The sequence below is a fragment of the Staphylococcus sp. HMSC077D08 genome (assembly GCF_001837945.1).
Lineage (GTDB): Bacteria > Bacillota > Bacilli > Staphylococcales > Staphylococcaceae > Staphylococcus > Staphylococcus epidermidis.
On the sequence record NZ_KV834742.1, the window covers coordinates 27,402 to 40,298 of the forward strand.

Sequence of the window (12,897 nt, forward strand, 5' to 3'; positions counted from 1 at the left end):
TTATTCCTCCTCTTTCATAGTTTTGAATGTCTTTAATGCATGTTGGCTAAGTAAATGTTTTTCATCAATTGATATTGCTTGTTCAAAATATGCAATTGCTTCATCTAAATCTTCATTTTTCATATATGTAGCTAAACCAAGGTTATATATACCATCTACATGTTGTGAATCGATAGAAAGAACCTTATTTAATTGTTTAATTGCTTCATCAAACATTTCGAGTTGACATAGTACTAAACCATATTGAAATTGTACTTCTAAATCTCTATCATCGTCCAATTCAGCTGCAGTCATTAAAAATGGTAAAGCTTCTTTAAAAGCACCTAGTTGATTAAATGACATACCAATCATATAATTACAATCTTTTTTCGCAACTTCATATTGTAGTGCAGTTTGATATAGTTTTATTGCTTCGTTATAACGTTCTTCATTATAATAAATATTCGCCAAGTTATAGTAAACAGCACCATTTTCAGGTTCAATAGTTAATGCCTTTTGAAAAAAACGTTCTGCTTTTTCAATTTCTCCAACATCTGATAATACAATACCTGCGTTAATATAATTTTCAACAATGGCTGGATTTTCTTCTATATTTTCAAACAAGTCTTTCAAAGCGGTATCTAATTTACCATCTTTAATGTTTTGGTATATCTTACTTTGTTCGTGCATTTTTTCTCCCTCATTTCTACACGATTATAACATGATTATTGAAATATGTATTTTCAGGACATTTAAGTCAATTTTTCTTTATTTATATATTTTTTATTAAAAAACAAGTCATAAAAAAACCGTTAATACAAGAATTTCTCATGAATTAACGGTATAAGCAATTTATACGACGTAACTTAATTGACCTTCGTTTTTATAAACATCATCAATTGTAGCGCCACCTAAACATACTTCTTGATTATAGAAGACAACTGCTTGACCAGGTGTGATTGCTCTTACTGGTTCAGCAAAAGTTACTCTAATGGAATTCTCGTTTTCGCGTTGAACATAAACTTTAGTATCTTTTTGGCGATAACGGAATTTAGCTGTACATTCAAAACCTTTTTCCAAATCAATTTCACTTGGATTAACAAATGAAAAATCAGAAGCTATAAGATAATCACTATAAAGTGCATCATGATGGAATCCTTGTTCAACATATAATATGTTATCATTTAAATTTTTACCAACAACAAACCATGGATCTCCATCTCCACCGATGCCTAAGCCGTGGCGTTGACCAATTGTATAATACATCAATCCGCTATGCTGTCCCATTTTTTTTCCGTTCAATGTCAACATTTCACCAGATTGAGCTGGTAAGTATTGTGATAAAAATTCTTTAAAGTTTCTTTCACCGATAAAACAAATACCTGTTGAGTCTTTTTTCTTGGCAGTAGCTAAATTTTGCTCTTCTGCAATACGTCTTACTTCACTTTTTTCAATATCTCCAATTGGGAACATGACTTTGGATAGTTGTTCTTGGGATAATTGATTTAAAAAGTAAGTTTGATCTTTATTATTGTCAACACCTCTTAGCATTTCAACATGCCCATCCTCATGACGACGTATACGTGCATAATGACCTGTAGCGACATAATCAGCCCCTAATTTTAAAGCATGTTCTAAAAATGCTTTAAATTTAATTTCTTTATTACACATTACATCAGGGTTAGGTGTACGACCTTTTTTATATTCATCAAGAAAATAAGTAAATACTTTATCCCAATACTGTTCTTCAAAATTAACAGCGTAGTATGGGATGCCAATTTGATTACATACTGCAATCACGTCATTATAATCCTCAGTGGCTGTACACACTCCATTTTCATCAGTATCGTCCCAATTTTTCATAAATATACCTATTACATCATAACCTTGTTCTTTCAACAAGTATGCAGTAACAGAGCTATCCACTCCACCAGACATGCCCACAACTACGCGTATATCTTTGTTAGACACTATGATTCCTCCTTAAATTTATGATAGATTTTATGAATTTCAGCTACTATATATTTAATTTCTTGTGGTGTTGTTTGTTCATTAAAGCTAAAACGTACTGAATGTTTTGCTCGTTCTTCATCTTCAAACATAGCTGCGAGTACATGAGATGGTGTCGTAGAACCTGCTGTACAAGCAGAACCTGAAGATACATATACATGGGCTAAATCTAGTAATGTTAACATTGTTTCAACATCTATAAATGGAAAATAAATATTTAAAATATGCCCCGTTGAATCTGTCATCGAACCGTTTAATTCAAACGGAATTGCCCTTTCCTGTAACTGAACTAAAAATAATTCTTTTAAATTCATTAAATGAACATTATTTGCATCTTGATTAGTTATAGCTAATTCAAGTGCCTTTGTTAATCCTACAATTTGAGGTAAATTTTCTGTACCTGCTCGACGTTTGGTTTCTTGTTCACCACCAAGTTGATTATATGCTATTGGTGTATGCTCTTTTACTAATAGCAAACCAACACCTTTAGGACCACCAAATTTGTGTGCTGAAATACTCATCGTATCAATTTTAAAATTATGAAAATCTAAATCTAAATGTCCAATGGCTTGAACAGCATCAACATGGAATAATGCATGAGTGTCTGCAATAATATCTTCAATATCATAAATATTTTGTACTGTTCCAATCTCATTATTTACAAACATAATTGATACTAAAATTGTTCTATCATTAATTGTTTCTTTTAATTGGTCTAAATCAACTGCACCAGTATCATCTACATCTAGATACGTAACATCATAACCTTCTTTTTCAAGTTGCTCATATACATGTAATACTGAGTGGTGTTCAATTTTCGTGGTAATAATATGATTACCTAATTGTTCATTCGCTTTCACTAATCCTTTTATAGCAGTATTATTTGATTCTGTTGCACCACTTGTAAATATTACTTCATTTGGATTCGCTCCCAACAATTGTGCAACTGTACGACGTGACTGGTCAAGATATTTACGCGCATCTCTACCAATAGAATGTATTGACGATGGATTACCAAAATGAGATTGATATATTTCCATCATAGCATCTATTACTTCTTGTTTTACTGGCGTAGTCGCAGCATAATCTGCGTATACTTCCATGTTTGGACACTCCTTGTCAAATTATCAATGTTCCTATAATAGCACCATTATTTATTTATTTCTACTTTTCTGTTTTTCCAATGAAAGAAAATGTAAGTCATTTAAATTTTAACATCTAACCTACCAATTTATCGAATAACATTTTTGTAAATAAAGTTAAAATAATTTGAGCAATTCAATATTGAAAATCGAAAATGATTGTTATACTTCAACTATTATTAATAATGGAAAGGAAGCATTTTGTATGAAAAATATAAAATTATCTGCATTAAACTTAGTACCTATACGTGAAGGTCAAGAAGATAAAGATGCAATTAACGACATGGTTACACTCGCTCAAGCATTAGATGACTTAGATTATGAGCGATACTGGATTGCAGAGCATCATAATGCTCCAAATTTAGTTAGTTCAGCTACTTCTCTATTAATTCAACATACATTAGAACATACTCATTCTATCAAAGTAGGTTCTGGAGGCATCATGTTACCGAATCATGCACCATTAGTCGTAGCAGAACAATTTGGGACATTAGAAACATTATTCCCTCAACGTGTGGACTTAGGATTAGGACGTGCTCCTGGTACAGATATGATGACTGCGAGCGCATTAAGAAGAGATCAGCATAATGGTGTTTATCAATTTCCTGAAGAAGTTGAACAACTGCAACAATATTTTGGACCGGGTCATCAACAAGCATATGTACGTGCTTATCCTGCGGTAAATAAAAATGTCCCAATGTATATTTTAGGTTCATCTACAGATTCTGCACATTTAGCTGCACGTAAAGGGTTACCATATGTTTTTGCAGGACATTTTGCTCCACAACAAATGAAGGAAGCAATACAAATTTATAGAGAATTATTTGAACCTTCAGAAGTACTAGATAAACCTTATGTAATTGTTTGTTTAAATACAATTGTGTCAGACTCTGATGAACAAGCAGAATATTTAGCAACTACGACGTCTCAAATAATGGTGAGTATAACACGAGGAAAAATGCAACCTGTCCAACCACCAACAGATGATTTAAAGGCACTATTAACACCGCGCGAATATGAATTAGCGCAACAACGTTTAAAAGGTTCACTTATAGGATCTGAAGATACAGTTAAACAAAAACTTGAATCGTTCATAAAAGAATACGGCGATATCGATGAACTCATGGCAATTAGTTATATCTATGATCAAGACAAACAAATAGAATCATATCGAAGATTAGAACGTGCAATTAAATCATAGTAAAATGTTAACACCTTACCAATGTTTACTGAGGGTTAGACATTCAATATTGTCTCACTCTTTTGATGAATTTTAATAAGTTAAATATGATTTTCATAACTTTATATATAAATCATTTTGTATTAAAAAATTAATAGCTACCAACACTGTTTCAAACTGTGTTGGTAGCTATTTAACCTTTTAAAATCATTTAGGGGCTTTTTTTATTTATCCTTTTTGTCGTTTTTATCTTTGTTGTCTTCGCCACCTGTATATTCATTTATTTTATCTTTTACTTTGTTAACTTGTTCGTTATCACTATCTTTAAATTTTTCAGCAGCTTCTTTAGCTTTATCCATAAAACCCATAAAATTTACTCCTCTCAGTTATAAAAGTTTATTTATAGCAACAATAAAATGGATTAAAAATGTGAATCCATGATTGCTATGTTTTGTTATAACCTCAAAAAATATTAGTTAAACATTGTAGGCAAAATTTTTACGAGTAAATAATAAATGGTCATATCTATATATCTATTTAACCACTATAAAAATTTAAATATAGAACATATAACCATCTAAGTCTTCATTCGTATCTTTGTAATCTGCAAGATATTTTAATGTAGTATGATTTAAAACATCTCTTACAGCGTCTCTCATTCTAATCCATAGTTGCTTTTGTGCAGGCGGTTCTGAATCAATACTCTCTACAAACGTAATCGGTCCTTCTAGTAATCGGATAATATCTCCTGCAGTAATTTCTTCTGATGGAACTCTAAGTTGATAACCACCTTTAGCACCTCGAACGCTTCGAATTAATCCAGCATTTCTTAAAGGGCCTACTAATTGTTCAAGATATAAATCACTTAGTTTATTTTCTTCAGCAATTGTTTTTAGTGATACACAACCTTGACCTTCTCTTTTAGCAAGAGATATCATCAATGTTAATCCGTATCTCCCTTTTGTTGATATTTTCATTGTATAACCTCACTTAATTCGAATAGTATCTGTTACCATTCTATCATTTTTTACGTTAATATAATATTAGAAAGGTGTGAAAAATGTGAGTACAGAACCATTAGCCTCTCGAATGAGACCGAAAAATATAGATGAAATTATATCTCAACAGCACCTGGTTGGTCCGAAAGGTATAATAAGAAGGATGGTAGATACTAAACGTCTTTCTTCTATGATTTTTTATGGTCCACCTGGAATTGGTAAAACAAGTATTGCAAAAGCAATTTCAGGAAGTACACAATTTAAATTCAGACAATTAAATGCCGTAACTAATACAAAGAAAGATATGCAGTTAGTTGTCGAAGAAGCGAAGATGTCAGGACAAGTTATCTTACTATTAGATGAAATTCATCGTTTAGACAAAGCTAAACAAGATTTTTTATTACCTCATCTTGAAAATGGTAAAATTGTATTAATCGGTGCAACAACTTCAAATCCTTATCATGCGATAAATCCAGCGATACGATCTAGAGCACAAATATTTGAGCTTTACCCATTAAATCAAGATGATATAAGATTGGCATTAGATAGAGCTATAAATGATAAGGAAAGGGGTTTAAGTACTTATCATCCTATTGTAGATGAAGATGCTATCGAATATTTTTCAACGCAAAGCCAAGGCGATGTTAGAAGTGCATTAAACGCTTTGGAATTAGCTGTACTAAGTGCTCATATTGATGAACAAAACGAAAGACATATTACTTTAGATGACGCAAAAGATTGCTTACAAAAAGGTGCTTTTGTAAGCGATAAAGATGGCGACATGCATTACGATGTCATGAGTGCTTTTCAAAAATCAATTAGAGGTAGTGATGTCAATGCAGCACTCCACTACTTAGCACGTCTAATTGAAGCTGGTGACTTACCTACAATCGTACGTCGATTACTTGTAATTAGTTATGAAGATGTTGGGTTAGCATCACCTAATGCAGGTCAGAGGACTTTAGCAGCGATACAATCAGCTGAACGTCTAGGTTTTCCAGAAGCACGAATTCCCCTTAGTCAAGCGGTAATAGAATTATGCTTATCACCTAAATCAAATTCTGGTATCACAGCAATAGATAAAGCTCTTGGAGATATAAGAAATGGACATATAGGTCAAATACCGGATTATCTGAAAGACGGTCATTATTCAGGCGCTAAAAAGTTAGGACGGGCTATAGGTTACAAATATCCTCATAACTATGAAAATGGTCATGTTGTACAACAGTACTTACCAGAAAAATTAAAAAACAGAGTGTATTATGAACCAAAAACCACATCAAAAAGCGAACAACAATTAAAAACAATTTACGATAATTTACGAAATAAAACATAATTATATTCATTGAAAATATGTAGCGAAGATTAATATGTTAGTTGCAAAAAACCTGGGACAATGGTAATGTCCCAGGTTTTTACAATAAGTTATTGTAGATTTATTTAAACTATGAATCAAATTTTACAAAAAATAGAAGATAGTATTTTTCTTGCAATGAGATAGATGACTTTAATTTAGTCCTTTATCTTTAATTCGCCTTACAGGTATATCTTTTAAAATATCATTGACAACGTAGCTTGCACAAATAAGGCCTACTACACTTGGAACAAATGCATTAGAAGATGGAGGCATTTGCCCTTTTCTATTGATTGCATTTTTATCTCCTACTGTTTCTTTTACGTCCTCGCGTATAACAATAGGACTTTCATCAGAAAATACTACTTTAACACCCTTACGAATACCAAGACGTTTCAAACGATTTCTAATTACTTTAGCCATAGGATCAGTATGTGTCTTTGAAATATCTGCAATTTCAAAACGTGTCGGATCAGTCTTATTTGCTGCACCCATACTTGAAATTAACTCAATTCCTCTTTCTAAACACTCTTTCATGAGATGAACTTTATAAATGATTGTATCGCTCGCATCAATAAAATAATCAATATCATAATTATTAAAAATATCTTTGTATGTTTCCTCAGTATAAAACATATGCAAAGAAGTAACTTTACAATCAGGATTTATTAATTTGATTCTTTCTTCCATTAGCGTGACTTTACTTTGACCAATAGTTGATGTCAGTGCATGGATTTGCCTGTTCACATTTGTAATATCGACATCATCTTTATCTATAAGTATGATGTGCCCAATATTAGTCCGAGCTAATGCTTCAGCTGCAAATGACCCGACGCCGCCAACGCCTAAAACTGCAACAGTCTTATTTTTTAGTAAGTCCAGCCCTTCTTGTCCTATTGCTAATTCGTTCCTTGAAAATTGATGTTTCATCTTTAGCTCCTTTAATTCCAATTCATTATATCTATGCCTCTTTATAATTATTTACACAAAAATACGCAAGACAAAAGTCTTGCGTACCGATAGAGTCCGTTGATGCCGTAGTTATAAATAGCTTGATCATTCGGCCTGCTATATACAGGTGGGTGCCCTGTTTCTCGTTTTGCAAGTCCTCCTATAGAGGCGTGTGCGCTGCGAGAAAACCTATTGGGCTCCCTGATCAAAGAGTGTTAGGCCCAAATAAAAAGCAAACTTACGAACACCACAGATGACTATCTTATGAAATTATCATACCACAATTTAAAAAGAGAAGTAAATTTTAAAGACTTATCATTTAGCTCAAATGTGTATTAATTTTTCATGAATTCTAAACTAGTTCCAAAATTAGAATATAATGTCTGATTAATTATCTTACTCATCGTTGTTTTACATTCATTTCTTACGATTGACCTCTCTGTGCCAATCTCTTAAGAACCATTAAATTAAGGCCCTAGTCCCAACTTGCTTTGTCTGTTGAATTTCTTTGTGAAATTCTCTTTGTTGGGGCCCTAGTGTCTGATTCTTAGTGAGAGTTCTTGGAGTTGTTTATCAGATACTTCTCCTGGAGCGTCAGTTAAAAGACATGTAGCTGATGCTGTTTTAGGGAATGCAATTGTATCTCTTAAGTTTGTTCTATTTGTTAATAACATCACAAGTCTATCTAATCCTAACGCAATACCACCATGAGGTGGAGCACCGTATTTAAAGGCATCTAATAAGAAACCAAATTGTTCTTGAGCTTGTTCATTAGTAAATCCTAAAACTTCAAACATTTTTTGTTGCAATTCACCATCGTGTATTCTTATAGAACCACCACCAAGTTCATAACCATTTAGAACAATATCATAAGCGTTAGCTTGTACATTTTCAGGTTCTGTGTCTAGCTTTTCGATATCTTCTCTTTTAGGTGAAGTAAATGGATGATGTGCAGCTACATAACGTTTTGCATCTTCATCATACTCTAATAACGGCCAATCAGTTACCCATAAGAAATTTAATTTTGATTCATCAATTAAACCTAATTCTTTTGCTAATTTAATTCTTAAAGCCCCTAAACTTTGAGCAACAACATTAGGTTTATCAGCTACAAACATTACTAAATCTCCAGGTTTAGCTTCTGTTAATTGTTTAAGTGTTTCAACATTAGCATCTTCGAAAAATCTAGCAATTGGGCCACTTAAACCATCATCAACAACTTTAACCCAAGCTAAACCTTTTGCACCATATATATTTACAAACTCTGTTAATGCATCCATGTCTTTACGTGTATATTTATCTGCAGCGTCTTTTGCGACAATTGCTTTAATTTCGCCGTTGTTGTCTACAGTATCTTTAAAAACTTTAAAATTCATTTCTTTACCAAGCTGTGACACATTGATAAGTTCCATACCGAAACGAGTGTCAGGTTTATCTGAACCATAACGATCCATAGCCTCTGCATATGTCATACGTGGGAAAGGCCCACTAACGTCTATTCCTTTTACATCTTTAACAACTTTACGTAACATATCTTCACCCATGGCTATGATATCTTCTTGATCGACAAAACTCATTTCAATATCAACTTGAGTGAATTCTGGTTGGCGATCTGCACGTAAGTCTTCATCGCGAAAACATTTAACAATTTGATAATATTTGTCAAAACCACTTATCATTAATAGTTGTTTAAATAATTGTGGTGATTGTGGCAACGCGTAAAATTCACCCTCGTGTACACGGGAAGGTACTAAATAATCTCGCGCACCCTCAGGTGTTGATTTTGTTAATACTGGTGTTTCAATATCGAAGAACCCATTATTATCTAAGTATTGACGGATAGAACGCGTAGTTTGATGTCTCATTTTAAAAGTTTGTGCTAATTCTTGTCTACGCAAATCTAAATATCTATATTTTAATCGAATATTTTCATCAACGTTTACATTTTCTTCATTAATTGAAAATGGAGGTGTTTCTGATTTGTTAATAATCTCAATATTTGAAACTTGAACCTCAACTTGACCTGTTTTGATTTTTGGATTAATAGTTTCAGCATCACGTTTTGTTACTACACCTTGAACTTCGACTACATATTCTGAGCGTACTGTTTCAGCAACTTGCAATGCTTCTTCTGAAAAGTCAGGATTAAAAACTATTTGGACAATACCTTCACGATCTCTTAAATCAACAAAAATTAATCCACCTAAATCGCGTCTGTTATGAACCCAACCTTTTAATGTTACTTTTTCGTTTAAAAATTCTTCTGTGACTAAACCACAATACGTTGTTCTTTTATTCATTTTTAGACTTCCTTTCTATTTTTAAAATAGTTAATTAATTCATCTAATTGCACATTTTCTGTTTCACCTGAAATCATGTTTTTCACACCAATTTCATTATTTTCAAGTTCTTGATCTCCAATTACTACAGTATATTTAGCATTAAGACGATCAGCTTGTTTCATTTGTCCTTTAATTTTTCTGTTTAGATAATCCTTATCTACCTTTATTCCATTTCTTCTTAAATCATTGATTAACTTAACAGCATAACGATCGGCATCTTCTCCCATTGTCACAACAAATAAATCAAAATCTTCACTTACATCTAATGAAATACCTTCTTCATCAAGTGCCATTAATAATCTTTCAATACTTAGTGCAAATCCAATACCTGTTTCATCTGGACCATCTAATAATTGTAACAATCCATTATATCGACCGCCACCACATAATGTAGTGATAGCTCCATCGTATTCTGGATTATCAATCATTAATTCAAAGGCAGTATGAGTATAATAATCTAATCCACGAACTAAGTTAGGATCTTCAACAAAAGATATGTTCAAATTATCAAGATGTAATTTAACTTGTTCATAATAAGATTTAGAATCATTATTGAGATAATCTGTGATACGGGGTGCATTTTTTACTGCTTCTTTATCTCTATCGATTTTACAATCTAAAATTCTCATAGGATTAGTGTGTAATCTTGATTGACAATCTGAACAAAATGTATCAATTACAGGTTCAAAATGTTTTACTAATGCTTCGTTATATTCTTTACGTGACTCACTATCTCCAATACTATTGATAACTAACTTTAAGTGTTTTAATCCGAAAGACTCATAAATATGCATAACCATAGCGAGTATTTCAGCATCAATACTAGGGTTTTCCGCTCCTATTGCTTCGACACCAAATTGGTTAAATTGGCGATATCTTCCTTTTTGTTTACGTTCATATCTAAACATAGGACCATTGTAGTAAAGTTTGATAGGTTGATTGGGTTCACCTTGCATTTTATGTTCAATATATGAACGTACAACGGCTGCAGTTCCTTCAGGACGTAACGTTAAACTACGACCTCCTTTATCTTTAAATGTATACATTTCCTTTTGAACAACGTCAGTAGAATCCCCCACGCCTCTTGCAAAAAGTTCAGTACTTTCAAAAATTGGCGTTCTTATTTCTTTATAATTATACAATTCCATTAATGTGTGTAATCGATTTTCAATGTAACGCCATTTAGCAGAATCTTGCGGCAAGATATCTTGGGTACCTCTCGGCATCTTAATCATAAAACTCTCTCCTTTATTATTAAAAAAGATTAAAATAGTCTTTCATTTTCATATGGGTTATAAAAAATTAAAAAGTCCCTTGTATAGTACAAAACTATACAAGGGACGATTCACCGTGTTGCCACCCTATTTGATTATACTTATAAAAGCACAATCCACTCAAAACGCTTAACGTGCGCCATCCGACTTTTAATTAAAAGTACCTCTTCTTGCGTTCAAATTTTTAAATTACTAAGTACAATCTTACAGCCAGGGATTGTATTTCTACGCATTAAATGCTACCTACTTCATTTAAAATTTCAAGAATCATATCGGTTTTACTTATAAAGTTCATCAATAATGATAACGATTTTTAGAATAATTTGCAAGGTCTAGGATGAGAAATATTGTTTTAGACCATCAACAATAGCTTGTTCAACCACCTGTCTATGTAATTGATCATTAATCATAGATTCGTCAGTAGGGTTACTTATATAGCCTAACTCTAACAGTACTGCTGGTATATCTGTCTGTCTCAACACTTGATAATTTTGTTGTCTAGAACCTCGATTTGTCAATAATGCCTTCTTTTGAATTGCAGAATTTAAAGTTTGTGCAAGTGATTCTTGCTTGTCTTTAAACCAATAAACAGTTACTCCATTGGCATTTGAAGAATCAAGCGCATCATTATGTATACTAATAAATGCGTCACCCTTTATATTTCTATCATCCAGGGACACATATTTATCATTGGAACGAGTCATTTTTACATGAGCACCTTCCTTGTTTAATAACTTTTTCAATTCTTTAGCAGTTTTAAGCGTGTAATTTTTTTCGAGACTTTTAGATGGCGTACTACTTGAGGCACCCTGGTCACTTCCACCGTGACCAGGGTCAAGTACAATTGTTTTTCCTTTTAGAGGGTTTGACGAAAGTGATTGATCAGCAGGAATGTTCAAATTCGTGTGCCAACCAGCAACCCAGCCTTTCTCAGTGCCAGCGTGATTTTGAACTTCAATCCATTTCCCTTTTCGATCTATTTTCTTAAAACTTTCGCCTTTATCTATTTTATATATAACAGGATAGGCGGCATTAGGTCCTGTTCTTAACTCAGCATTATCAGTTATAGTAATTTGACCTGTATCTTCATCGCTTAAATTAACAAACATAAAAAGTAAAATTAAAAATATAATAAAAATTGCAATTACTACAAGCGTAAGTCGATTTTTTAGACCATGTTTAGTTAGCCATGAATCTATTTTCTTCATATTATTTTCCCATCCTGCGATTCATAGATCAATGTGACAGGTCCATCGTTATGAATTTCTACATTCATATGTGTTCCAAACTCACCTGTTTTGACAATTAAGCCATAACCTTCTAATTCTTTATTAAATTTTTGATATAAGTCTTTAGCTTGTTCTGGAGCTTTAGAATTTGAGAATCCAGGTCTATTTCCCTTTTTAACATCAGCGTATATAGTAAATTGGGAAACTGAAAGAATTTCTCCTTCGACTTGTTGAATATTTAAATTCAATTTGTCATTTTCATCTTCAAAGAGACGTGCATGAGCAATCTTTCTTGCGATGACTTTTACATCCTCTTCGGTAGAACTTTGACCTACTCCTACAAGTAAACAATACCCTTTATTAATTTGGTTATCAATTGTATCATTCGTAACTCTAGCATTTTTAACTCTTTGTACAATTATCTTCATTTCTTTTGCA

Annotated in this window: 12 protein-coding genes and 1 other RNA gene; 2 read left to right on the top strand and 11 right to left on the bottom strand. The window is 32.6% G+C overall.

What is annotated here, in order from left to right; genetic code table 11:
• The 3 genes from HMPREF2663_RS01035 to HMPREF2663_RS01045 all read right to left on the bottom strand — a co-directional run bounded on the left by HMPREF2663_RS01035 (position 1) and on the right by HMPREF2663_RS01045 (position 3,092).
• The gene (locus tag HMPREF2663_RS01035; protein ID WP_002446604.1) at positions 1 to 669 is read right to left on the bottom strand and encodes a tetratricopeptide repeat protein; all 669 of its coding nucleotides are present in this window, start codon (positions 667 to 669) and stop codon (positions 1 to 3) included.
• Positions 670 to 831: 162 nt separating this feature from the next.
• On the bottom strand, positions 832 to 1,950 hold the full coding sequence (gene mnmA, locus HMPREF2663_RS01040; protein WP_002475161.1) for a tRNA 2-thiouridine(34) synthase MnmA: 1,119 nt from the start codon (positions 1,948 to 1,950) through the stop codon (positions 832 to 834).
• On the bottom strand, positions 1,950 to 3,092 hold the full coding sequence (locus HMPREF2663_RS01045) for a cysteine desulfurase family protein (protein WP_070845593.1): 1,143 nt from the start codon (positions 3,090 to 3,092) through the stop codon (positions 1,950 to 1,952). The genes mnmA and HMPREF2663_RS01045 overlap by 1 nt, the downstream gene beginning before the upstream one ends.
• Before the next feature lie 244 nt (positions 3,093 to 3,336).
• On the opposite strand from HMPREF2663_RS01045, the gene HMPREF2663_RS01050 reads away from it, so the two are divergent.
• Positions 3,337 to 4,332, top strand: coding sequence for an LLM class flavin-dependent oxidoreductase (locus tag HMPREF2663_RS01050; RefSeq protein WP_002475169.1), 996 nt, complete (start codon positions 3,337 to 3,339; stop codon positions 4,330 to 4,332).
• 203 nt (positions 4,333 to 4,535) lie between these two features.
• Here HMPREF2663_RS01050 and HMPREF2663_RS01055 read toward each other — a convergent pair whose 3' ends face one another.
• The gene (locus HMPREF2663_RS01055) at positions 4,536 to 4,679 is read right to left on the bottom strand and encodes an SAS049 family protein (protein WP_002446608.1); all 144 of its coding nucleotides are present in this window, start codon (positions 4,677 to 4,679) and stop codon (positions 4,536 to 4,538) included.
• A 186-nt stretch (positions 4,680 to 4,865) separates the two neighbouring features.
• Positions 4,866 to 5,288 carry a cysteine metabolism transcriptional regulator CymR gene (cymR, locus tag HMPREF2663_RS01060; RefSeq protein WP_070845595.1) on the bottom strand — a complete coding sequence of 141 codons (423 nt, stop codon included), beginning with the start codon at positions 5,286 to 5,288 and terminating at the stop codon, positions 4,866 to 4,868.
• A gap of 85 nt (positions 5,289 to 5,373) precedes the next feature.
• Here cymR and HMPREF2663_RS01065 point away from each other — a divergent pair, with 85 nt between their 5' ends.
• Positions 5,374 to 6,645, top strand: coding sequence for a replication-associated recombination protein A (locus HMPREF2663_RS01065; protein WP_070845596.1), 1,272 nt, complete (start codon positions 5,374 to 5,376; stop codon positions 6,643 to 6,645).
• Positions 6,646 to 6,816: 171 nt separating this feature from the next.
• Here HMPREF2663_RS01065 and HMPREF2663_RS01070 read toward each other — a convergent pair whose 3' ends face one another.
• From HMPREF2663_RS01070 to dtd, 6 genes are all read right to left on the bottom strand, one after another.
• On the bottom strand, positions 6,817 to 7,593 hold the full coding sequence (locus HMPREF2663_RS01070) for a tRNA threonylcarbamoyladenosine dehydratase (protein WP_002475155.1): 777 nt from the start codon (positions 7,591 to 7,593) through the stop codon (positions 6,817 to 6,819).
• A gap of 89 nt (positions 7,594 to 7,682) precedes the next feature.
• Positions 7,683 to 7,873: non-coding RNA, 6S RNA (ssrS, locus tag HMPREF2663_RS01075), on the bottom strand.
• Positions 7,874 to 8,147: 274 nt separating this feature from the next.
• A complete protein-coding gene (gene aspS, locus HMPREF2663_RS01080; RefSeq protein ID WP_002446612.1) occupies positions 8,148 to 9,914 on the bottom strand; it encodes an aspartate--tRNA ligase in 1,767 nt (588 codons plus the stop codon).
• Between the two features lie 2 nt (positions 9,915 to 9,916).
• Positions 9,917 to 11,191: a histidine--tRNA ligase gene (hisS, locus tag HMPREF2663_RS01085; protein WP_002490150.1), complete on the bottom strand. Its 1,275-nt coding sequence runs from the start codon at positions 11,189 to 11,191 to the stop codon at positions 9,917 to 9,919.
• 371 nt (positions 11,192 to 11,562) lie between these two features.
• Complete coding sequence (locus tag HMPREF2663_RS01090) at positions 11,563 to 12,438, bottom strand: N-acetylmuramoyl-L-alanine amidase family protein (RefSeq protein ID WP_002446614.1); 876 nt, start codon at positions 12,436 to 12,438, stop codon at positions 11,563 to 11,565.
• A complete protein-coding gene (gene dtd, locus HMPREF2663_RS01095; RefSeq protein ID WP_002457781.1) occupies positions 12,435 to 12,887 on the bottom strand; it encodes a D-aminoacyl-tRNA deacylase in 453 nt (150 codons plus the stop codon). Before dtd ends, HMPREF2663_RS01090 begins: the two co-directional genes overlap by 4 nt.
• Positions 12,888 to 12,897 lie beyond the last annotated feature (10 nt).